The organism is Agathobaculum ammoniilyticum, from assembly GCF_025567315.1.
Classification (GTDB): domain Bacteria; phylum Bacillota; class Clostridia; order Oscillospirales; family Butyricicoccaceae; genus Agathobaculum; species Agathobaculum ammoniilyticum.
Genome location: NZ_JAOQJE010000009.1, coordinates 72,445 through 93,878, shown reverse-complemented (window position 1 = coordinate 93,878; position 21,434 = coordinate 72,445). Strand labels below are relative to the sequence as shown.

The 21,434-nt window shown below is 59.2% G+C and carries 18 protein-coding genes and 3 tRNA genes; 11 read left to right on the top strand and 10 right to left on the bottom strand.

The features are described from left to right. Positions 1 to 73: 73 nt before the first annotated feature. Complete coding sequence (gene pflB, locus OCV66_RS10745) at positions 74 to 2,302, top strand: formate C-acetyltransferase (protein WP_107631262.1); 2,229 nt, start codon at positions 74 to 76, stop codon at positions 2,300 to 2,302. 123 nt (positions 2,303 to 2,425) lie between these two features. After that, complete coding sequence (gene pflA, locus OCV66_RS10740; RefSeq protein WP_054328164.1) at positions 2,426 to 3,124, top strand: pyruvate formate-lyase-activating protein; 699 nt, start codon at positions 2,426 to 2,428, stop codon at positions 3,122 to 3,124. A gap of 49 nt (positions 3,125 to 3,173) precedes the next feature. On the opposite strand, the gene OCV66_RS10735 is transcribed toward pflA, so the two are convergent. Further along, the gene (locus tag OCV66_RS10735; protein ID WP_054328163.1) at positions 3,174 to 3,731 is read right to left on the bottom strand and encodes an inorganic diphosphatase; all 558 of its coding nucleotides are present in this window, start codon (positions 3,729 to 3,731) and stop codon (positions 3,174 to 3,176) included. Between the two features lie 212 nt (positions 3,732 to 3,943). On the opposite strand from OCV66_RS10735, the gene ppk1 reads away from it, so the two are divergent. Next, positions 3,944 to 6,079 (top strand): polyphosphate kinase 1, encoded by a 2,136-nt coding sequence (ppk1, locus tag OCV66_RS10730; RefSeq protein WP_159068123.1) that lies wholly within the window; start codon positions 3,944 to 3,946, stop codon positions 6,077 to 6,079. Between the two features lie 86 nt (positions 6,080 to 6,165). Here the strand turns inward: ppk1 and cysS are convergent, their stop codons facing one another. Further along, entirely contained in the window at positions 6,166 to 7,584 is a 1,419-nt protein-coding gene (gene cysS, locus OCV66_RS10725; RefSeq protein ID WP_107631265.1) for a cysteine--tRNA ligase, read from the bottom strand. Positions 7,585 to 8,212: 628 nt separating this feature from the next. Continuing rightward, positions 8,213 to 11,671, bottom strand: coding sequence for a transcription-repair coupling factor (gene mfd / locus OCV66_RS10720; protein ID WP_147574273.1), 3,459 nt, complete (start codon positions 11,669 to 11,671; stop codon positions 8,213 to 8,215). A 102-nt stretch (positions 11,672 to 11,773) separates the two neighbouring features. Between mfd and OCV66_RS10715 the strand changes: the two genes are divergently transcribed. Further along, positions 11,774 to 12,364, top strand: a complete 591-nt coding sequence (locus OCV66_RS10715) for a hypothetical protein (protein ID WP_147574272.1) — start codon at positions 11,774 to 11,776, stop codon at positions 12,362 to 12,364. Between the two features lie 110 nt (positions 12,365 to 12,474). Here the strand turns inward: OCV66_RS10715 and nifU are convergent, their stop codons facing one another. The 3 genes from nifU to OCV66_RS10700 form a co-directional block, all read right to left on the bottom strand. After that, a complete protein-coding gene (gene nifU, locus OCV66_RS10710; RefSeq protein ID WP_054328161.1) occupies positions 12,475 to 12,924 on the bottom strand; it encodes a Fe-S cluster assembly scaffold protein NifU in 450 nt (149 codons plus the stop codon). Positions 12,925 to 12,984: 60 nt separating this feature from the next. Continuing rightward, positions 12,985 to 14,217, bottom strand: coding sequence for a cysteine desulfurase family protein (locus tag OCV66_RS10705; RefSeq protein WP_054328160.1), 1,233 nt, complete (start codon positions 14,215 to 14,217; stop codon positions 12,985 to 12,987). Positions 14,218 to 14,400: 183 nt separating this feature from the next. Further along, positions 14,401 to 15,297 (bottom strand): putative ABC transporter permease, encoded by an 897-nt coding sequence (locus OCV66_RS10700; RefSeq protein WP_054328159.1) that lies wholly within the window; start codon positions 15,295 to 15,297, stop codon positions 14,401 to 14,403. Between the two features lie 130 nt (positions 15,298 to 15,427). On the opposite strand from OCV66_RS10700, the gene OCV66_RS10695 reads away from it, so the two are divergent. The 4 genes from OCV66_RS10695 (at position 15,428) to OCV66_RS10680 (ending at position 17,548) form a co-directional block, all read left to right on the top strand. Then, positions 15,428 to 16,603 carry an iron-containing alcohol dehydrogenase gene (locus OCV66_RS10695; protein ID WP_054328158.1) on the top strand — a complete coding sequence of 392 codons (1,176 nt, stop codon included), beginning with the start codon at positions 15,428 to 15,430 and terminating at the stop codon, positions 16,601 to 16,603. A 710-nt stretch (positions 16,604 to 17,313) separates the two neighbouring features. Next, positions 17,314 to 17,389: transfer RNA gene (locus OCV66_RS10690), tRNA-Asn, on the top strand. 3 nt (positions 17,390 to 17,392) lie between these two features. Next, a tRNA-Trp gene (locus OCV66_RS10685) sits at positions 17,393 to 17,468 on the top strand. Positions 17,469 to 17,472: 4 nt separating this feature from the next. Then, positions 17,473 to 17,548: transfer RNA gene (locus OCV66_RS10680), tRNA-Thr, on the top strand. Positions 17,549 to 17,570: 22 nt separating this feature from the next. On the opposite strand, the gene OCV66_RS10675 is transcribed toward OCV66_RS10680, so the two are convergent. Then, the gene (locus OCV66_RS10675) at positions 17,571 to 17,852 is read right to left on the bottom strand and encodes a hypothetical protein (RefSeq protein WP_147574271.1); all 282 of its coding nucleotides are present in this window, start codon (positions 17,850 to 17,852) and stop codon (positions 17,571 to 17,573) included. A 121-nt stretch (positions 17,853 to 17,973) separates the two neighbouring features. On the opposite strand from OCV66_RS10675, the gene OCV66_RS10670 reads away from it, so the two are divergent. Both OCV66_RS10670 and OCV66_RS10665 read left to right on the top strand, forming a co-directional pair. Next, positions 17,974 to 18,177: a type II toxin -antitoxin system TacA 1-like antitoxin gene (locus OCV66_RS10670; protein WP_054328155.1), complete on the top strand. Its 204-nt coding sequence runs from the start codon at positions 17,974 to 17,976 to the stop codon at positions 18,175 to 18,177. A 37-nt stretch (positions 18,178 to 18,214) separates the two neighbouring features. Continuing rightward, a complete protein-coding gene (locus tag OCV66_RS10665; protein ID WP_262564449.1) occupies positions 18,215 to 19,123 on the top strand; it encodes a DMT family transporter in 909 nt (302 codons plus the stop codon). Positions 19,124 to 19,216: 93 nt separating this feature from the next. Here OCV66_RS10665 and OCV66_RS10660 read toward each other — a convergent pair whose 3' ends face one another. Further along, entirely contained in the window at positions 19,217 to 19,555 is a 339-nt protein-coding gene (locus OCV66_RS10660) for a DUF4368 domain-containing protein (protein WP_262564447.1), read from the bottom strand. A gap of 259 nt (positions 19,556 to 19,814) precedes the next feature. Here OCV66_RS10660 and OCV66_RS10655 point away from each other — a divergent pair, with 259 nt between their 5' ends. Further along, positions 19,815 to 20,330, top strand: a complete 516-nt coding sequence (locus OCV66_RS10655) for an IS110 family transposase (RefSeq protein WP_147574269.1) — start codon at positions 19,815 to 19,817, stop codon at positions 20,328 to 20,330. 5 nt (positions 20,331 to 20,335) lie between these two features. Here the strand turns inward: OCV66_RS10655 and OCV66_RS10650 are convergent, their stop codons facing one another. Further along, positions 20,336 to 20,746: an eL24 family ribosomal protein gene (locus OCV66_RS10650; protein WP_054328151.1), complete on the bottom strand. Its 411-nt coding sequence runs from the start codon at positions 20,744 to 20,746 to the stop codon at positions 20,336 to 20,338. A gap of 41 nt (positions 20,747 to 20,787) precedes the next feature. Then, positions 20,788 to 21,432, bottom strand: coding sequence for an L-fuculose-phosphate aldolase (locus OCV66_RS10645; RefSeq protein WP_054328150.1), 645 nt, complete (start codon positions 21,430 to 21,432; stop codon positions 20,788 to 20,790). Positions 21,433 to 21,434 lie beyond the last annotated feature (2 nt).

Below are 21,434 nucleotides of genomic sequence, written 5' to 3'. Positions count from 1 at the left end.
CAAGCAACAAGCGATGCTGCCCTTTTTTGCATGCAGAAAAGGGCAGCCGGACCAGGAAAAGGAGAAGCGATCAATGAACGCATGGCACAACTTCACCGGCGGCGATTGGCAGAAAGAGATCAACGTCCGCGACTTTATTCAGAAAAACTACACCCCCTATGACGGCGACGGCGCCTTCCTCGCACCCGCGACCGAACGCACCGTGCGGATGCGCGAAAAATTCGCGGCCCTGCTCGCGGCGGAACGCGAAAAGGGCGGCGTGCTGGATATCGATACCGAAACCGTTATCACGATTGACGCGTTCGGCCCGGGCTATCTGGATCGGGAAAACGAGGTCATCGTCGGCCTGCAGACCGACGAGCCGCTCAAGCGCGCCTGCAACCCGTTCGGCGGGATGCGCATGGTGCGCGACGCCTGCAAGGCCTATGGCTATGAGGTCTCCCCCAGGATTGAGGAAGAATTCAGGCATCACAAAACGCATAACGACGGCGTGTTCTCCGCCTATACGCGGGATGTGCGCGAGGCGCGGCACGTCGGCCTGCTGACCGGCCTGCCGGATGCGTACGGCCGCGGGCGCATCATCGGAGACTACCGCCGCGCCGCGCTGTACGGCGTGGACCGCCTGATCGTGGAAAAGCAGAAGGACAGGGACGCGCTGGGCGGGATCCCGACCACCGAACAGGAGATCCGCTGCGCAGAGGAGCTGTCCGACCAGATCAGGGCGCTCAAGGACATAGTCAAAATGGCCGCGTCCTACGGCTTTGATATCGCCCGTCCCGCCGAAAACGCGCGGGAGGCGGTTCAGTGGCTGTACTTCGCTTACTTGGCGGGCATCAAGGAGCAGAACGGCGCGGCGATGAGCCTGGGCCGCACCTCCACCTTTCTGGATATCTACTTCGAGCGCGACCTGCGCGCAGGCGTGCTGACCGAAGCCCAAGCGCAGGAGATCATGGACGATTTCGTACTGCACCTGCGCATGGCACGCCACCTGCGCACGCCGGAATACAACGAGCTGTTCGGCGGCGACCCGATGTGGATCACCGAGGCGGTCGGCGGCGTGGGTGAGGACGGCCGCCATATGGTCACCAAAAACAGCTACCGCATGCTGAACACGCTGTATAACCTCAACCCCGCGGCCGAGCCCAACCTGACCGTGCTGTGGAGCGAGCGGCTGCCCGAAAACTGGAAGCGGTTTACCGCCAAGGTGTCGATCGATACGGACGCGCTGCAGTACGAAAACGACGATGTGATGCGCCCCTTCTACGGCGACGACTACGCGATCGCCTGCTGTGTTTCCGCGATGCGCGTGGGCAAGGACATGCAGTTCTTCGGCGCGCGCGCCAATATCGCTAAGCTGATGCTGCTGGCGATCAATGGCGGTCGGGACGAAAATAAATTTGAGCAGGTCGGTCCGGAAATGCCGGTTTACGAGGGCGAATATCTGGATTATAATGAAGTTATGAGGCGGATGGATTTTTACCGCCCCTGGCTGGCCAAAACCTATGTTTCGGCCATGAACACCATCCACTATATGCACGACAAGTATGCCTATGAAAAAAGCCAGATGGCGCTGCACGACACCGAGGTGCGCCGCCTGATGGCGTTCGGCATCGCGGGCATGAGCTGCATGGCGGACTCCCTCTCGGCGATTCGCTATGCCAAGGTGCGCCCGATCCGCCATCCAGAGAACGGCGTCATCGTCGATTTTGAGATCGAGGGCGATTTTCCCCGCTTCGGCAACGACGACGATCGGGCCGACCAGATCGCGTGCGAGCAGGTGCGCAAATTCTACGAAGCCCTCTGCGCGTTCCCGCTGTATCGCGGCGCGGTGCATACGCTGTCCATTTTGACCATCACCTCCAACGTGATGTATGGCAAAAAAACCGGCAACACGCCGGACGGGCGCCGCAAGGGCGAGCCGCTGGCACCCGGCGCGAACCCGATGAGCGGGCGCGACGCCTCCGGCGCGCTGGCGTCGCTCAATTCGGTCGCCAAGCTCAGCTATGAATACTGCCGCGACGGAATCTCCAACACGTTTTCAATCACGCCGGACGCGCTCGGTAAGACCGAGGACACACGCATCGGCAACCTGGTCTCCATCCTGTCCGGCTACTTTGCGCAGAAGGCCCACCATCTCAATGTGAACGTCCTCCATCGGGAAACACTGCTGGCGGCCTACGAGCATCCGGAGCAGTACCCCAACCTGACCATCCGCGTTTCCGGCTATGCGGTCAATTTCTACAAGCTCAGCCGCGAGCAGCAGCGCGAGGTCATTTCCCGCACCTTCCACGAGGCGGTATAACGGCCGCGAACGGGCAGCTCATTCCGCCTGGATTCAGAGAATTCCCGCAGCGGCTTTCGCCGGTACTCCCCGCTTTTGCGGCGGGGCCATCCGTTCCTATCCCACCAGAAAGGTTGTGCAACGATGACCGGACGCATCCACTCCATCCAGTCGCTCGGCGCGGTAGACGGGCCGGGTATACGGTATGTCGTATTCCTGCAGGGCTGCCCGCTGCGCTGCGTCTACTGCCACAATCCGGATACCTGGGCGGCAGAAGGCGGCGACACGGTTGAAGCAGACGCGCTGGTTCAAAAGGCGTTGCGCTGCCGCGCTTACTGGGGCGATTCCGGCGGCGTGACGGTATCGGGCGGCGAGCCGTTGCTGCAGGCACCGTTTGTGGAAGAATTTTTCGCAAAGCTTCAGGCGCAGGGCGTACATACCGCGCTCGACACCTCCGGCGTCGGCAATCTTGCCGGGGCTGAACGTGTGTTGCGCCATACCGATCTGGTGCTGTGCGACCTGAAATTCCTCACCCAGGCGGACTATCTCCAATACTGCCGCGCCGACCTCACGCAGGTGGAACGCTTTTTGCAGCTCACCGCCATGAAGGGCGTCCCGCTCTGGATCCGGCATGTGGTCGTCCCCGGCCTGACGGACAGCCTGGAGCATCTGCGGCTGGTCAAGGCAAAGGCGGAAAGCTACCCCAATCTGGAAAAGCTGGAGTTCCTGCCGTTCCACAAACTCTGCCTGGAAAAATACGACCGGCTGGGGCTGGAATTCCCCTTGCGCGACACCCCCGCCATGAACGACGCCTGGCTCAAGCTGCTGCTTGACAAGCTGTAATAATAAAAGAGAGGGAACGGGCGTTCCCTCTCTTTTTTACACCGCGCGGTCAGCGCTCCTCTTTTTCCGGCCGGCGGCCGCAGAAATGCACCTCGTACCGGTCCATGCAGGCTTGGATCACCTCTATCGCGGTCTCCCGATTGAGCGCGTCCGACGTGGCCGTATGCTTATGCTCCAGGCCTTTATACACCTCAAAAAAGTGCGATATCTCGCTGCCGTAGTGCGGGGGAAGCTGGTCGATATCGTGATAAAAATTCCAGGTCGGGTCCTCATACGGGATCGCAATGATCTTATCGTCGATCTCGTCGTCGTCAATCATGCGGATCACGCCGATCGGATAGCATTCCACCTCAACCAGCGGGTCGAGCGATTCCGTACACAGCACCAGTACGTCGAGCGGATCCCCGTCGTCTGCATAGGTGCGCGGGATAAAGCCGTAGTTGGCCGGATAATGCGTGGAGGTATACAGGATGCGGTCGAGCCGCAGCAGACCGGTCTCCTTATCCAACTCATACTTTTTCTTGCTGCCGGCCGGAATCTCGATCACAGCCGTAAAGCGCCCCGGCGATATGTAGCGCTGGTTAATGTCGTGCCAAATATTTCTCATGCCACGTCTTCCTTTCTCTTTTTTTCAGTGTATCAAATCCTCTCCCTTTCCGCAAGTCTTACGCTGCCGAAAAACGCGCATTATTTTACGCGGTTTTTACAAAATACGCATTGTATGGGCGCGGAAATACGGTATAATAATAGTAAGATATTATAATGCAAGCCGTGTGCGCATTCCGCCGCGGCCCTGTGTGGGGAAAAGAGGGGTACAGCATGACACAGGCGATTTGGGAACAGGGTTATACACAAAACCGCGAGCTGTCGTGGCTGCAGTTCAACGCACGCGTGCTGGCCGAGGCGGAGGATGAGAGCGTCCCCCTGCTCGAACGGCTGAAGTTTCTTTCCATATTCACCAGCAATCTGGACGAATTTTTTATGATCCGCGTCGGCAGCCTGGACGACATGGCGGCAGTCGATAAAAACCACATTGACAACAAATCCGGCATGACCGCCCGCGAGCAGCTGCGCCGCATTTACACGGCGGTGGAGCCGCTGTACGAGCGGCGGGACGCCGCGTTTTCCGACGTTGAACGCCGGCTGCGCGGCGAGAGCCTGTGCCGTCTGCACATCAGCGAGCTGGACGCGGCGGGACAGAAGTACATCAAGCACTATTTCAAAAATGTGATGGCGCCCGTGCTGTCGCCGCAGATCGTGGATTCGCACCACCCTTTCCCGCATCTGGAGGGCAAGGTGCTGCACATCGCCGCTCTGTTGGCCCATAAGAAAAACGAGCGCCTCGGCCTGCTGCCCGTACCCGCCTCGCTGCCCGCGCTGGTGTTCCTGCCCGGCCAGCCCGGGCAGTACGTTCCGGTCGAGGATATCCTGCTCGAATACGCGGACCATGTGTTCGAGATGTACGACGTGCTGGAAAAAACCGTGTTCTGCGTCACCCGCAACGCGGACATCAATCCGGACGACGAAACGTTCGGCGCGGAGGAGGGGGACTTCCGCAAACGGATGGAAAAGCTCCTGCGCCAGCGCCGCCGTATGGCCGTGGTGCGCGTTGAACTCAACCGCCCGATCAGCGACCACTTCAAGGAATACTTCCGCACCCGCTTCGAGGTAACCGACGCGCAGATTTTTCTGTCGCGCCGGGCGCCGCTCAAAATGGCGTATGCGTTCAGCCTGGGCGAGCACCTGCCGGAAAAGCAGCGCGCTGCGCTTTCCGACCCGCCGTTCACGCCACAGCAGCCGGGCATGCTGCCCGCTGGGCAAAGCCTGCTCAAGGCGGCGCTCAAAAAGGACATCCTGCTTTCCTATCCTTATGAAACCATGGAGCCGTTCCTGCAGATGATCCGCGAGGCCGCAGGCGACCCGCACGTTGTCTCCATCCGCATCACGATCTACCGTCTCGCGCGCAAGGCCAAGCTGGTTGAATACCTGTGCGCGGCCGCAGAAAACGGCAAGGATGTGACCGTGCTGATCGAGCTGCGCGCCCGTTTCGACGAGCAGAACAACATCGACTGGTCCGAACGGCTGGAGGAGGCCGGCTGCAAGATTATCTACGGCTTTGAGGACTACAAGGTCCACTCCAAAATCTGCCTGATCACCCGCCAGGACCGCGCGGGCCTGCGCTATATCACCCAGGTCGGTACAGGCAATTACAACGAAAAAACCGCCGCGCAGTATACCGACGTGTCGCTCATCACCTCCAACGAGCATATCGGCATGGACGCGGGCGCGTTTTTCAACAACATGGCGCTTGGCAATCTGGAGGGGAAATACGAGCGTCTGCTCGTCGCGCCCAATAGCTTCAAGGACCATATCCTCGCGCTGATGGACGAGCAGATCGCCAAGGGCGGCGAGGGCTACATCCTGCTCAAGTTCAACTCCCTGACCGACATCGATGTGATCGAGAAGCTGCGGCAGGCGTCCTGCGCAGGCGTTCGGGTCGAAATGATCGTGCGGGGCATCTGCTGCCTGCTGCCCGGCGTCAAGGGCCATACGGAAAACGTTTCGGTCACCAGCATCGTCGGCCGTTTTCTCGAGCATTCCCGCATCTTTGTATTCGGCCGCGGCGCGGATGAAAAAATGTATATCTCCTCGGCCGATCTGATGACGCGCAATACCGAGCGCCGCGTCGAGATCGCCTGCCCGATCGACAGTCAGGAGGTCCGCGCGCGCCTGCATGATATCTTATACGCCATGCAGCATGACACCGTTAAGGCTCGCGTCCTGCAGCCGGACGGAACGTACTGCAAAAAGCCGGCCGTTCCCGATCCGGTGTGCGCGCAGGCGCTGCTCATGCAGCAGGCAATTTCCGAAGCGCACCAGCAGTCGGCCAATCCCGCGCCGCCGGCGCCCGGTTGGAAAAAATTCCTCCATCATTTGTTCGGCGGCGAGGACTGACCCCGCGCCCGCTCCCCCAAAGCAGCAAAAAGCGGTTCCTACCGGAACCGCTTTTTTCATTTTTCCCATTTTTCAGCCGTCCGCTCTCACGCGCGGCTCCACTGGGTACCCTGGCGGGTATCCTTGATGGTCACGCCCATAGCGGCCAGCTCGTCGCGGATGCGGTCTGCCTCGGCGAAGTTTTTTTCCTTCTTCGCCGCCGCGCGCTGGGCGATCAGCGTCTCGATCCTGTCCGCGTCCGGATCGGCGGCCGCGTCCTCGCGCTTCTGCACCAGGTTGAGCACGCCGGTCAGCTCCATAAACAGGCTGTGCGCCGCGGTCAGAAACGCCTTTGTCGCGTCCTGGTGCGCGCCCATCCAGGCGTTGATCTCGCGCGTCAGCTCGAACACAGCGGAGAGCGCGTCCGCGGTGTTCAGGTCGTCGTCCATCGCGTCAATGAATTTCTGCTTGTACGCCGCGAGGGTTTCCAGCTTGGCGGACTCCTCCGCGGTCATTGCGTCGCCCTCGGCCTTGCTGATGCGGAACTCCATATTATTGCGGGCTTCGTACAGGCGGGCGAGGGATGCCTTGTTCATCTCGAGCGACTCGGCCGAGTAGTTGAGCGGGGTGCGGTAGTGCGCGGACAGCATGAACATGCGGATAGTCTCATAGCCGAACTCCTTTGCCGCGTCGCGCACCATGAAGAAATTGCCCTTGGATTTGGACATCTTCTCGTTGTCGATGGTCAAAAAGCCGTTGTGCAGCCAGTAATGCGCAAACGCGCAGCCGTTGGCGCACTCAGACTGGGCGATCTCATTCTCGTGGTGCGGGAAGATGAGGTCAAGGCCGCCGGAGTGGATGTCGATGGTCGGGCCGAGGTATTTGTTGACCATAGCCGAGCACTCGATATGCCAGCCGGGACGTCCCTTGCTGCCCCACGGCGTGTCCCACGCCGGCTCGCCGGGCTTGGCGGCCTTCCAGACCGCGAAGTCCATCGGGTCCTCCTTCTGCTCGCCCACTGAGATGCGCGCGCCCGCCTGCAGCTCCTCCATCGGCTGATGGCACAGCTTGCCGTAGTCCGGATCGGATTTGGTGCGGAAGTACACATCGCCGTTCGGGGCAAGGTAGGCGTGGCCGGTATCGAGCAGCTTCTGCACAATGCCGATAATTGCGTCCATGGTTTCGGTCGCGCGGGGATGCACGGTCGCCTTGCCGATGCCGAGGCCCTCCGCGTCCGTGTAGTATTCCTTGATATAGCGGTCGGCAATCACGTCATAGGTCACGCCTTCCTCGTTGGCCTTGTTAATCACCTTGTCGTCGATATCGGTGAAATTCTGCACGAACTGCACCTTATAGCCGCGGTATTCAAAGTAGCGGCGCAGCAGGTCGAACACGATGAACGGGCGCGCGTTGCCGACGTGGAAATAGTTGTACACGGTCGGGCCGCAGGAATACATTTTGACCTCGCCCGGGGTGATCGGGACAAACTCCTCTTTCTGACGGGTCAGGGTGTTGAACAGTTTCATGGCTTTATCTCCTTTTCGGATTTGTTTACAATGGCTGGTTGATCTGTTTGGCGCAGTTCAGATACTCGGATAATCTGGTTTTTACGGACGGCAACAAAAACGCGCCGTCTCGGCGTGAACAGAGGCAGATGCCTGCTTTTGCAGGTGTACCAGCCTGCGGGCCGACATATCAGCGGGCGCAGGCGTACCGTACGGCGCTTTCTGCCAGAAAAGCGGGGCTTTTCCCTTATTTCCAGTACCTCCGCGGCAAAATAATCCTCCGCCTTACTGGTGTCCGGTCAAAAGCCAAGCAGCACCTCGCCCACCGCTGTCAAAAGATCATCCCACATGTGGTCTCCTTCTATCAACAAAGCCGCCCCTTTTATCCAAAGAGGCGGCTTTACGTCGCGGTTCCACTCCTGTTTTTCACTCGAAAGCGCGGTAACGGGCGCATTCCCGCGGGGCGCTTGACCCCGATGCTCGGCGGGCGCACTTCGCCGCGCGGCGCGCAAGACCCTTGCAGCCGGAGGGGCCTCTCTCTTGGGCGCGCCGGAAAACGGTTACTCTTCCCGCGTCGTCGCATACGTTGCGATCTGAATTTGATTTCAGTATACCATATACTGCCCGAAAGTCAAGCCGCCCATGCGCTTTATGCGGTAGCTGCGTATTTCGCCACCAGTGTCTGCGCCATGGCAAGCGGCTCCTCCCCGCGGTTCAGCCGCAGCGACAGGTACGGCGACGAGCCTGCGTTCAGCAGCAGACGGCCCCTGAAGTCGCTGTCCCCGCACAGTACGGACAGGCGCGCAAAGTCGGTTTCCGCAAAGGTGAGCAGCAGACGGCCGTCCTGCTGTTTGATCTCGGCAATACCCTGCCCGCTCGCCTGGCTGCGCAGCAGTGCGATATCAAGCAGCGCCACGGCCTCCGCGGGCGGCTCGCCGAAGCGGTCGATCAGTTCGTCGAGCATGTCGCTCTTCTGCTCCTCCGTGCGGATAAGCGCGATGCGGCGGTACAGGTCCACGCGCTGGCCCGCGTCCGGCACATAGGCAGCGGGCAGGTTCGCGGAGAGCAGCAGCTCGGCCGCACAGTCCACGCGCGGCTTGGGCATTTCGCCCTTTTCCTCCTGCACGGCCTCCTCGAGCAGCTTGAGATACAGGTCGTAGCCCACGCTCATCATATGACCGGACTGCTCGGGGCCGAGCACGTTGCCCGCGCCGCGGATCTCCAGGTCGCGCATGGCGATCTTAAATCCCGAACCGAACGCCGCGTACTCGCGGATGGCGGACAGGCGCTTCTGCGCGATCTCGGAAAGCGCCTTGCCGCGCCGGTAACACAGGTAGGCATAGGCGTGGCGCGACGAGCGGCCCACGCGCCCGCGTATCTGGTGCAGTTGGGCCAGCCCCAGGTTATCCGCGTTCTCGATAATCAGCGTATTTGCGTTTGGAATGTCGATACCGGTTTCGATGATAGTCGTGCAGACTAGGATATCGGTTTCGCCATCCGCCATGGCATTCATGGCAGCGGCGATCTCCTTCTGCGTCATTTTTCCATGCACCACGCCGATGCGCGCTTCCGGCAGGCGCTGCTGGAGCAGGTTCGCGCACCGCGCGATGGATTCCACATGGTTGTGCAGGTAGTATACCTGCCCGCCGCGCGCCAGCTCACGCCGGATCGCGTCGAGCAGCACACCGTCGTTCTGCTCCAAAACATAGGTCTGTACCGGATGGCGGTCGAGCGGCGGCTCCTCTATGGACGACATATCCCGAATGCCGGACAGAGCCATATTGAGCGTGCGCGGGATAGGCGTGGCCGACAGCGTCAGCACGTCCACGGTTTTGGAAAGCTCCTTGAGCGCCTCCTTATGGGAAACGCCGAAGCGCTGCTCCTCGTCCACGACGAGCAGCCCCAGGTCCTTGAATTTGATCCTCTTGTTGAACAGCTTGTGCGTGCCGATCACCACGTCCACCGAGCCGGCCTCCAGTTTTTGCAGCAGACGCGTCTGCTCCGAGCCAGTCTTGTAGCGGGTGAGCAGCTCGATCGTCAGCGGATGCCCCTGGAAGCGCTGCAGCGCGGTCAGGTAATGCTGGCGCGCCAGCACGGTTGTCGGCACAAGGATGGCGGCCTGCTTGCCCGCCAGCACGCACTTCATCACCGCGCGCAGCGCGACCTCGGTCTTGCCGAAGCCCACGTCGCCGCACAGCAGGCGGTCCATCGGCCGATCGGACTGCATATCCTCCTTGATTTCCGCGATACAGCGGAGCTGATCCTCGGTCTCCTCATAGGGAAACGCGTCCTCAAATTCCCGCTGCCATTCGTCGTCCGGCGGGAAAGCGAAGCCGCGGACCTTGGCGCGCTCGGCATAGAGCCGGATCAGCCCCTCGGCCAGCTCCTTGGCCGCGGCCTTGGCGCGCGCCTTGGCCTTGGACCAGTCCGCGCCGCCCAGCTTGTTCAGGCGCACGCGCTCGTTCTCCCCGCCGCCGATGTATTTGGAGATCAGATCGAGCGAGGTCGCCGGCACATACAGGAAATCCGTTCCGGCAAACGCAATCTTGATAAAATCACGCTCCGCGCCGTCCACAGTCATGCGCTCCATGCCGACGAACCGGCCGATGCCGTGGTGCTCATGCACCACCAGGTCGCCCGGCATCAGGTCGGTAAACGACTTGACCCTGTCGCGGTTGGATTTTTTGACCGGCGCCTTTTTGCGGCGCGCAAGCACCTGCCCCTCGGTCATCACGACCAGCCCGAGGTCTGGGTACTCAAAACCCGCGGACAGCGTCCCCTCCAGAACGCTGACGTGTCCCCCCTTGGGCAGCAGGTCGCTGACCGCCGCGCGGATGCCCGCGCCCGTCAGCGCGTCGCACATGTTGCGGCAGCGCAACCCGCTGCCACAGACCACCGCCACCGCGCGCCCCTGCTGGATATAGGCGCGGATATCCGCCGCCGCCATGTCCAGATTGCCGCCGTAGGCGTTCATCTGGTTGGCTACAAAGTTTTCCAGATGCTGCGGCGCCAGTTCGGGAACGTTGTTCAGGAAGCTGTCCAACCGCAGCACCGTACGCGGCACGCGGCACAGGCTGGCAAAATCGAGCGCATATCCGTCCAGCCTGGGCGGCAGCTCGCCGCGCTCGAGCAGGGCGGTCACATCGTCCGCGATGCGGGCGTGGAAATCGCGCGCCGCGTCCCGCAGGCGCGGCGTGTCCTCAATGAGCACAAGCGCGTTTTCCGGCAGGTAATCGAACGCGGACGCGGGCTCCGGATAGACGAGCGGCAGGTACTTGTCCGCTGCGGGCAGTCCTCCGGTCTCGCGCAGGCGCTCCGCGTCGCGTTCCAGGTTGGCCGCCAGGTCGGGATGCTTTTTGCGGCGGGTGGAGAGCAGACCCAACACAGCCTTTGCCAGCCCCGCCGCGCCGCCCTTGGCCAGCGCGGGCAGTGTCTCCATGCACGGCAGACAGCGCAGAGCCTCCGCCGTGTCCAGCCGCCGTTGGCTACCCACGTCAAAGGTTGCGATTGAATCGACCTCGTCGTCCCAGAATTCCACGCGGTATGGGTGCTCCGCCTGCGGCGGGAATACATCCAGAATGCCGCCGCGCACTGAAAACTGCCCCGCGCCTTCGACCTGCGTACACCGCTCATAGCCCGCGCGGGTCAGCTCCTGCGCCAGACCGTCCAGCGGGGCCTCCTGCCCCGTGCGGATGGTCACCGACGCACTCCCGAGCGCGTCGGGCGGCAGCGTCCGCAGCGCCGCGGCCTGCACCGAGGCGACCGCAAACCGCGCCTCCGGCAGACCGTCCAGCGCCGCCAGCCGCTTCTGCTCATAGCCGCGCGACACGCCCGCCACATCAGCCATGACAAGGTCGCGCGCCGGCAGGACGGTCACCGGCTTTTCCGAAAACGCATGCAGGTCGGAGGCAAAGCGGTTGGCCGCGTTGTCGTCATCGGTCAGTACGAACACCGGCCGGCCGGTCTCCGCTCCCAATGCCGCCGCCAGATGCGCTTTGTGGATCGCCGACAGGCCGACTGCAAGCAGCGGTGTTTTTCCGGCAAGCAGGGCTTCTTTTAACTTTTTGTATTCTTTTAGATATGTTATACTTTTTGTAATTTCCGTCATCGTGTGCCACCCTTGCGGAACGATTTTTGTTTCTATCTGAGTCCCCGTATGCTATACTGAAAGTACCGCAATAAAAAGAAAGAGAATGGGAAAATGTATTTCATGAAGCATTTGCATCGCATCGCAGCGGGCCTCGCCGCCCTGCTGGCCGTTTCCCTGTCCGCCTGCGGCAGCCAGCCGGCAGATAATGCCGGCGCGGATACGGCGGACCACGCCGCCGCTCTGATGCCCTATGACGCGCCGAGCGGACGGTTCACACTGTCCGTACCCGAAATCGAGGGAGGCTGGACCGTAACCGACGGCGGTAACGACGAGCATCTGGTGCTGGACAACAGCGACCAGAGCTTCACCGTGATGGTGCAGGCCCTACCGCTTGACCAGTCGCTCGCGTTCTTTTCCAACCTGGACGAACTGGCCACATACCACCAGCAAACCACGCTCAGCACCTTCGGCGACGCGGCCGAGGCCGAGGTCGCGATCGGCGGCGGGCCGGACGCGCCCGAGATCGAAAACGTCAAATCCGCATCCTACACCGTCGAACTGAGCGGCGTGACCGCCAGGGCGCAGGTCAGCTATTTCCAAACCGACGGCGCCTACTACATCCTGACCATCACAGGGCTTGCGGACGTATACGACGCCAATATCGGCAAAATGCAGAGCGCCCTGTCTTCCTTCCATGAAAACGCGCTTTAACGCTTCCATCCCCTCAAGGCAGGCCTGCAGCCTGCCTTTTTTCTATATATCAAGCATGCCAAAAGGGCAGATTTTGCAATCTGCCCTCATTATATGCGTTTACGCGCGGCTTAATGCGCGTGGTGGTCGTGCTCGTGGTGGCACGCTTCGCAATCCAGGCTGCAGCCGAGGATCTCGGCCGGATCCTTGCCCATGCGCTTGTAATAATCCGCGATGGCCGAGCGAAGCGCCTCCTCCGCCAGCACCGAACAGTGCATCTTGACCGGCGGCAGGCCGTCCAGCGCCTCCGCGACCGCCTTGTTGGTCAGCTTGAGCGCCTCTTCGAGCGTCTTGCCCTTGACCATTTCGGTCGCCATCGAGCTGGTTGCGATCGCCGCGCCGCAGCCGAAGGTTTTGAACTTGACATCCTCGATCACGCCGTCGTCCGACACCTTGAGGTAAATCTTCATGATATCGCCGCACTTGGCGTTGCCGACCTCGCCAACACCGTTCGCATCTGCGATCTCGCCTACGTTGCGCGGGTTGGTGAAGTGGTCGAGTACCTTTTCACTGTACTGCATAATTACGACTCCCTTTATATCTCAAATCTATCAAAATGCTTGGTTTTCATCTTTTGGGGCTTATCCGTGCAGGTTGGAGGCCGCGGTCAGGTTGGGTCTGCCGTCTTCCCACACCGGACTCATGGCGCGCAGCGTGCCTACGACCTGGGTGACAGTCTCGATGATATAATCGACGTCCTCCTCGGTATTCTGCTCGCCCAGCGTCAGGCGCAGGGAACCATGCGCGATCTCATGCGGCAGGCCGATGGCCATAAGCACATGGGAGGGATCGAGCGAGCCGGTCGAGCAGGCCGAGCCGGTCGAGCCGCACACACCCGCAAGATCCAGGCGCAGGATCAGTCCCTCGCCCTCGATGGCCTCGAACACGAACGAAGCTGTGCCAGGCAGCCGGTTCACCGGATCGCCCGTGTAGTGCGTATAGGGAATTTTCATCACGCCCTCGACCAGACGGTCGGTGAGCTTTTTGACATAGCCCATTTTTTCATCCAGGCCCTCGACCGCTTCTTTCATGGCCGCCGCAAGGCCGATGCAGCCCGCGGTGTTCTCCGTGCCGGAAACCAGGCCGCGCTCCTGCCCGCCGCCGTATACCAGCGGCTCCAGCGCCACGCCCTTTTTGACATACAGCACGCCCACGCCGCGCGGGCCGCGGAACTTGTGCGCGGAAAGCGAGAGCATATCGATACCCATTTCCTGCACGTCGATGTGCATGTGGCCGACCGCCTGCACCGCGTCCGTATGGAACTTCGCGCCCGCTGCGTGCGCCAGCTCGGCAATCTCCCGAATGGGCTGGATGGTGCCGATCTCATTGTTCGCCGCCATGATGGTGACGAGCGCGGTATCCTCGCTCAGCTCGCGCTTGAGCTGCTCCAGATCGACGCGCCCCTGCTTGTCCACATCCAGATATGTGACGCGAAAGCCCTCCTTTTCCAGCGCCTCGCAGGTATACAGCACCGCGTGATGCTCGATCTTGGAGGTGACGATATGTTTGCGGCCCTTGGCGCCCGGCCCGTGCATAAAACCGCGGATAGCGAGGTTGTCTGCCTGCGAGCCCCCTGCGGTGAAAATAATCTCGCCCGGCGCATAGTCATTCGCTTCATTGACCGGCATGGCCGCGTTCAGGCACTTGCCGACCGTGGCGCGCGCCTCGTTAAGCGCTTCCTTTGCCGCGCGCCCGATGCGGTACAGCGAGGAAGGGTTGCCGTAATACTCGGTCAGCCACGGCTTCATCGCCTCGAACGCGGTTTCGGACAGCGGCGTGGTCGCCGCATTATCCGCATAGACAAATTTTTTCATCTTATATCAGCCTTTCTCTGCAAAAGGTTCGTTTTGCTGCATGCCCCCATTTGCCAGTAAATCGGTAGGTTCAGGGGGTACTATTAATATACACCTGAAACGCGCATTTTAGCAAGCAAAAAACTGACGAAACCAGACGCACAGCGACAGCGCTTTTGCATCATTTCGTGCATTTTGTGCAGTTTATCCCTTTTTATCCGAATCCAAATGCCGCTTCAGTCGCTGCAGCACGTCGTCGTACTGGGCCGACCGCGCGCTCGGATTGCCGCGCAGCATTCTCTTACGCGTGCGCTTCAGGCTTTCCGCGCGCTCGTTGAAACGCTGCTGGATCGCATCCAGCCGGTCCAATATCTGCTCCTTGGTATCCGACCATTGCTCGCGCGCGTCGTCCATTCTTTCGTTGAGCTGTGCGCGCGCATCGTCCATTTTCTCCGACCACTCGCCGCGCGCCTCGTCCACCCGATAGGATAGATTCGTCAGGCGCACCATCGCGGTCTGCGACAGCTCATGCCGCAGTGCCGCGCCCTGCTCGCGCAGTTCGTCGAGCTCCTCAAGCAGTCTGGCAAGATCGAGCGCCGTGCGGACGGATACCGCCACGTCGCCCGCGAACGCAATGGTCAGCAGCGCCACCAGCACCGCCAGCAGCACGGACGGGAGGCCCACCGCCAACACCTCGACCGGCGGATGGATAACCCGCGCCAGAAGCACCCCAAAAAATCCCCAGCACAAGGACGATTGCAGGCAGATCCGTCCCTGAAACTGGAATCGATGGGAAGAATAGTCCCAGTATTTTACCTTGAACAGTTTTTCCATGACTACGCCGACAATATACTCAAATATTGTTGCTACCAGCATGCTGACAGCAAAAAGCGCCGCCGGATGGTTATACAGCGGCAGCGAAACGTGCAGCAGAAGCGTAGCCCCAAAGCCATAAATCGGCAGCATCGGCCCACGGAGAAAGCCGCGGTTGACAAAGCGCCTTTGCTGCACGGAAACGACCGTGGACTCAAAGCACCAGCCCAAAAAGCAGTAAATATAAAATATCAGCATCCATTGCAGGAACGAATAATCGTAAACCATATTCAGCCTTTCTCCATCCGCCGCAGCCCTCATCCCATATGGTAATTATTCTATCTAACTTTTTGACTTTTGGCAAGCGCACAGGTATAATATAACTATCTTATAATAAGAAGGGCGGGCGAACCCCACTATGCTGAACTTCACCATCCATACCACAACCGAAGTCGTTTTCGGACGCGATATCGAAAAGGATATCGGCCCCAAGCTCAAGGAGATTGGCGCGCACCGCGTGCTCGTGCATTTCGGCGGGTCGAGCGCCCGCTCCTCCGGCCTGCTCGATCGGGTGGAGCACAGCCTTTTTGAAGCGGGCCTGTCGTTTGTCGAGTTGGGCGGCGTGGAGCCAAATCCTAAAATTTCGATGGTGCGCCGCGGTATTGAGCTGTGCCAGCGCGAGGGCATCGACTTCATCCTGGCGGTCGGCGGCGGCTCGGTCCTCGATTCCGCCAAGGGCATTGGCATGGGCGTCGCCACAGGCCGCGACCCCTGGGAGTTCGCTGCGACCGGCACCGCGCCCGATCAAACGCTTCCGGTCGGCTCGGTGCTGACGCTTTCGGCTTCCGGCTCGGAAACCAGCAACTCCTGCGTGCTTACCAACGAGGAGCTCAAGGAAAAGCGCGGCATCACCAGCCAGACCAACCGCCCCCGCATCAGTTTCCTCAATCCGGAAAACACGTTCACTGTATCCAAATTCCAGACCGGCTGCGGCATTGTGGACATCATGATGCACACGCTGGAGCGTTACCTGACCGCTGGCGGCGAAACCGACATCACCGACCGCATCGCCGAGGGGCTGCTCATCGCAACGCGCGACGCGGGCCGGCGCGCCATCGCCGACCCGAACGACTATGAGGCGCGCGCCACGCTCATGTGGGCGGGCAGCATATCGCACAATAACCTGACCGAATGCGGCCGCCTGCGCCTGTTCCCTGTCCACAAGCTCGAGCACGAGCTTTCCGCTTTCCGTGATGAAATCGCGCACGGCGCGGGCCTGTCCGTGCTGTTCCCCGCGTGGGCGCTGTATGTGATGGAGCATGACGTGCCGCGTTTCGCGCAGCTCGCGCACCGTGTCCTCGGGGTGGAAATGGATTTCTCCCATCCGGAACGCACCGCGCGCGACGGAATCCTGACCCTCAAGCGGTTTTTTGAGGAGATCGGCATGCCTGTGCATATGGCGCAGCTCGGCATCAAGCCGGAAAACTACGAAACGCTTGCCGACAACGCGATCAGGACTGCCGGCGGGCCGGTCAAAAGCTATGTGCCGCTGGATAAGCCGGCAATCCTGGAGATTTTCCGGCTGGCGGAATAACCTGTTTGGAAAGACCCCTCGGCAGCGGGGACAGTGCGCCGCCCTGCGCGGGGGTAAAAGGGGAGGACAACCCGCATGGGTTGTCCTCCCCTTTTGAATTCCCTGCTTTCCTTTTTTCACGGCTGCAAGGCTTTGGCGCTTCCACAGGGCCGGTTTACGGCATTTGCTCCCGCGCGCTCCGCGCGCAAGGTAGGTCGTGCGTTCCACCTGCCGCCCATTTGCTGTATCACGGTAAGCGCAACGGCTTCCACCCCAAGGGGGTGGTGGGTGGGGTGGGCGGCGGCTTCTTCCTCCCGCGCACTGTTACGCGCGCATGGACCGTTTCGGACAGGCGGTATCCGTTTTCCCGCTGTCCCGCTCTAACCTCCGCGCGAACAGAGCTCCCGCAACAGTCTCCGTATTTTTTTCGGAGCGGTCCTGGTCAGAAATAGGAACGGCGCAGCCGTTCCGGCCTCCGGCCTGCGCATCAGGGAAAAGGGGGGATTGGCAAGAGGGGAGAAACCGACGGTTTCTCCCCTCTTGTCCGCCCGCGCCGCGCAGGCGCAGCTTCCCCGCTTTCGCCAAAGCGGAAACCCACGCCTCCCCCTCCGCTCCCCGATCGCTATTTATAAATTTCCTGTTTTTCTTATCTTTACCTATTGACAAACTGAAATAATGCGCGCTATAATATTTAGGCTAACTGTAATAGATGTACCAGCATCTTTGGACATTCCTCAATAGCTCAGTTGGTAGAGCATGCGGCTGTTAACCGCAGGGTCGTTGGTTCGAGTCCAACTTGAGGAGCCATACAGGGGTATAGCTCAGCTGGTAGAGCATCGGTCTCCAAAACCGAGTGCCGTGGGTTCGATCCCTACTGCCCCTGCCATTTTGCTGCTGTAGCTCAGTAGGTAGAGTGCATCCTTGGTAAGGATGAGGTCACCGGTTCAAATCCGGTCAGCAGCTCCAGTAGAGAAGCCCGTCGTTCGCGCTATGCGCCGGATGCCGGGCTTTTTTCGTACACCGTGCGCGGCGGCAGCCGAAAACACGCCAGCTCTTCCCGCAGACCTGCCGACCAGACGAACCCCATCTCAAAGGCCTGCTGCTCCAACAGGTCGGCATAGTCCATGCACGCATCCCACAGCCGTTCGCCGCTTTCTCCTGCCTCCGTCATGCTGTGCAGACGGTCAAAACGGTTCAGGAGCGCCTCCTTGCGGGGCTTTTCGCCCTGCTCGCTCCACAGATAGAAAATCTCTGCAAAGATACTTTTCATTTTCTCACCTCTTTTCCTCTGTATAGATAATACACTGAAATCAGTGTATTATCTATTATTAAATTTCACAAAAATAACACAAATTTTTGTACTGATTTCAGTACAGCTATGAGGGATTACTATGCCAATCAGTGAAGCACGCCGCAGGGCAAACGAAAAGTACAACGCCAAAGCCTACGACCAGATCCAGTTCCGCGTCAAAAAAGGGCAGAAGCAGGTCATTCAGGCGCATGCGGAACGCCAGGGCGAAAGCATGGCCGCCTTTATTGCCCGCGCTATCCAGGAAACCATGGAGCGCGACCTGCAAAATAAGGGGAACCCATGACCCTTGTCCTACACCAAATCTCCTGGGAGGAAATCCTGTGAAGCTCCGCAATTCTCTTCTGTTATTCCTTACTGCTACCATCTGGGGCTTTGCGTTCGTTGCGCAACGCGTCGGTATGGATTATGTTGGCCCACTTACATTCCTGTTCGCGCGCAGCCTGATCGGCGGTATCGTGCTGTTGCCAGCGGTCGCCGTGCTGCACCGCTCGGGGCCGGGGCACGCGGGCGAAACGCCTGCCGACCGGTGCAGGGCGCGCAAAACACTGCTGCTCGGCGGTATCTGCTGCGGCACTGTACTTTGTGTGTCTGACCTTGCGCAGCAAGTTGGGTTACTCTATACGACCGTTGGTAAATCCGGCTTCCTTACAGCATGCTATATTCTGATCGTCCCGTTGATTAATCTGCTGTTCTTCCATCGAAGATGCAGGCGGTTAGTTTGGGGCGGGATAGCGCTTGCTATTGTGGGAATGTACTTCCTGTGCATGACCGATGGCTTGACCATCAATTTTGGGGATGCAATCAGCCTTGTCAGCGCGCTCTTGTTTTCCGTTCATATTCTGGTAATCGACTATTTCTCCCCGCGCACGGATGGGGTCAAAATGTCATGTGTCCAGTTTTTTGTATGCGCGGCGATCGCTGCCGTTGGCATGCTGCTGTTTGAACAGCCCAGCCTGGGCGCGCTCCTTGCTGCGTGGAAGCCCGTACTGTACGCGGGCGCGCTGTCCTCCGGCGTGGGCTATACGCTGCAGATCGTCGGACAGAAAGGGATGAACCCCACTGTTGCTTCGCTTATCATGAGCCTGGAATCCGTGATTTCGGTCATTGCCGGCTGGCTGATTCTGGGCCAGTCGCTATCCGGCCGCGAGATATTCGGCTGTGTGCTAATGTTCGCCGCCATCGTGCTGGCACAGCTCCCCAACGCGCCAAAGGAAAACGCCGTCAATTAGATGCTCCCTCATAAGGGTATCTACAATTGCATGGAATCCCTCTGCGGATATCGGTTCACGATGCCCGCAGGGGTGTTTCTATTTCTGTGCCTTTTATAGGTTTTCAGCTTGATCTCGAATAGCAGGGTTGCCAACCATGCCAATATCGGTGTAGTGAATTACTTCGGTTTGGCGTGCATGTATAGAATACTTTACGTCTTTTTCATGCACCACGATTTTCTGGATGAACAGACGCAGCAGCTCCGGCGTCAATTTCTGAATGTCGGTGTAACGCTTGTCCTTGGTGATGATGATTCCGATTTTATCATTTTCCATGTCCGGCATCACGCGCTGGAAATCCGTGCGATTGAAGTTGGCATCGGAATATCCGTCATCTACATAGAATTGCGGGTTTGGGAACAAACCAAGGATGGGGGGGAGTTTTAAGACCAAGAACAGTTCGGCCAGAAATTGAAATTTGATCTATACGGAAGTTTTTTCCGAAGCTACAATGAAGGGAGAATCGGTCTGACGACGCGATGCTTGCGCTATTCATGCTCATGGCCGCAAACTGTCAACCGTCGCTTTCGTTGCAGCGTTCGATTTTGCAGATCGAGGTAGCGGCGTGGCCGCATGCTCGAATAGCAACGCAAGCTGAATAGAGAACAAATTAGGATTGGTATTGATTTCATGTATTGCTGGAGGGAGCTATATGATGAATCAAACGATCACTACTGTTGGCATTGATGTGTCTAAGGGAAAACGTGCGGTCGCTGTCCGCAGGGCTGATAGGAAAATTGTCCTCCCTCCGGTTCAGATCGACCATACTGCCGATGGAGTCTCTCGACTAGTGGAACAGTTACGAGAAATCGGCGGCGATATGCGAATCGTCATGGAGCGTACCAGAATGTATTGGCGACCTATAGCGCACATGCTTAGAGCAGCTGGGTACTTTGTCAGTGTTGTCAACGCGATCCGCATCCATAACTTCAGTAACAATTCCCTCCAAAAGATGAAAACCGATAAAACTGACACCCTTAAGATCGCAAATTATGGTCTTGCATTTTGGACAGATCTACGCAATTTCTCTGATGAAGATGAAACCATACAAATGTTGAAAATGCAATGCCTCCTGTATGAACGAACACAGGAAACCAGTGTTGAACTGCAGAACGGACTGATCTCACTGCTAGGTCAGACGTTTCCTCCCCAGCGCTCCGTTACATAGCGTGATTAAGCCCCCCAGACTGTCAGCACAAGCAGCACCACTGCCGAAACGCTCAGCAACAGGCCGATCAGTCGGGTGATCATCGTCACCCGACTGATGCTCATGCTGTGGAATGTTTCAAACGAACTGATCGGATAGGGGAAAGCCAGAAACGCCAGGCCGGCGACCAACTGGCCGATATACGCGCCGACCATGTGCAGCGGCCCGTCACCGCCAAAGAATGCGCTGATCATAAAGCCCAAACCGCCTGCGAATACCAGCAGGTACAGCGCGGTTTTGAACCGTCGGTCGAGCTGTACATAGCGCTCAGTACGCGCACGGCATTCTTCACAGCATACGCCGAACGACCTGGTATGCACTTTGGCCATCAGTTTGTTTTCCGGCAGGGCTTTACCGCAGTAAACACATTTTTCCATGTGATTTTCCTCCTGAACATGCGCGGCAAAGCCGCACGGCTTTACTTTTTCCGATAGTTCTGGAACGAGTTGAGCACAACGCCTATCTGCTCGTCAGTCAGCAGGTTGGGCTGCTGTCCCGCCGCACGCACGCGGTAATACAGCTCCGCGCAGAATTCAATCTGCTCGGCCACATCCAATGTGTAGCCGATGTTGCTGCCGCAGCACAGCAGGCCGTGGTTGCCGAGGATGCATGCGTAATTGTCGCCCATGGTTTCACAGGCGCACTGCGCCAGCTCATAGGTGCCGAACTGAACATAGGGCGTACACGGCACTTCGCGGCCGGAATAGGCAACCAGGTAGTGCAACGGTGGGATGGACCAACCCATGCAGGACAGCGCGGTGGCAAAGGTCGAATGGGTATGCACCACAGCATGGATGCCCGGACGCTTCTGATAGAAAATGCGGTGCATGTCCACTTCACTCGAGGGCTTGCGGTCGCCGTCTACCTTTTCGCCTTCCGGCGTCAGCACAACCACGTCCTCCGGCGCGGTTTTGAAATAATCCATACCGCTCGGGCTGATGGCAAACAGATTCTCCTTTTCATTATACACGCTCAGGTTGCCGAAAGTACCCACAGTCAATCCTCGCTCGATCATTTGTTTGCCGTATTCTACAACCAGTTCTCTTTCTTCCTTCAGCAGCATAG

Bases quoted from the DNA above. Each gene is read 5' to 3' on its own strand.
- nifU (WP_054328161.1), bottom strand. From the start codon at position 12,924: ATGCAGTACAGTGAAAAGGTACTCGACCACTTCACCAACCCGCGCAAC.
- OCV66_RS10705 (WP_054328160.1), bottom strand. From the start codon at position 14,217: ATGAAAAAATTTGTCTATGCGGATAATGCGGCGACCACGCCGCTGTCC.
- OCV66_RS10670 (WP_054328155.1), top strand. From the start codon at position 17,974: ATGCCAATCAGTGAAGCACGCCGCAGGGCAAACGAAAAGTACAACGCC.
- OCV66_RS10675 (WP_147574271.1), bottom strand. From the start codon at position 17,852: ATGAAAAGTATCTTTGCAGAGATTTTCTATCTGTGGAGCGAGCAGGGC.
- pflB (WP_107631262.1), top strand. From the start codon at position 74: ATGAACGCATGGCACAACTTCACCGGCGGCGATTGGCAGAAAGAGATC.
- pflA (WP_054328164.1), top strand. From the start codon at position 2,426: ATGACCGGACGCATCCACTCCATCCAGTCGCTCGGCGCGGTAGACGGG.
- OCV66_RS10655 (WP_147574269.1), top strand. From the start codon at position 19,815: ATGATGAATCAAACGATCACTACTGTTGGCATTGATGTGTCTAAGGGA.
- OCV66_RS10700 (WP_054328159.1), bottom strand. From the start codon at position 15,297: ATGGTTTACGATTATTCGTTCCTGCAATGGATGCTGATATTTTATATT.
- ppk1 (WP_159068123.1), top strand. From the start codon at position 3,944: ATGACACAGGCGATTTGGGAACAGGGTTATACACAAAACCGCGAGCTG.
- OCV66_RS10715 (WP_147574272.1), top strand. From the start codon at position 11,774: ATGAAGCATTTGCATCGCATCGCAGCGGGCCTCGCCGCCCTGCTGGCC.
- OCV66_RS10695 (WP_054328158.1), top strand. From the start codon at position 15,428: ATGCTGAACTTCACCATCCATACCACAACCGAAGTCGTTTTCGGACGC.
- OCV66_RS10645 (WP_054328150.1), bottom strand. From the start codon at position 21,432: ATGCTGCTGAAGGAAGAAAGAGAACTGGTTGTAGAATACGGCAAACAA.
- mfd (WP_147574273.1), bottom strand. From the start codon at position 11,671: ATGACGGAAATTACAAAAAGTATAACATATCTAAAAGAATACAAAAAG.
- OCV66_RS10650 (WP_054328151.1), bottom strand. From the start codon at position 20,746: ATGGAAAAATGTGTTTACTGCGGTAAAGCCCTGCCGGAAAACAAACTG.
- cysS (WP_107631265.1), bottom strand. From the start codon at position 7,584: ATGAAACTGTTCAACACCCTGACCCGTCAGAAAGAGGAGTTTGTCCCG.
- OCV66_RS10735 (WP_054328163.1), bottom strand. From the start codon at position 3,731: ATGAGAAATATTTGGCACGACATTAACCAGCGCTACATATCGCCGGGG.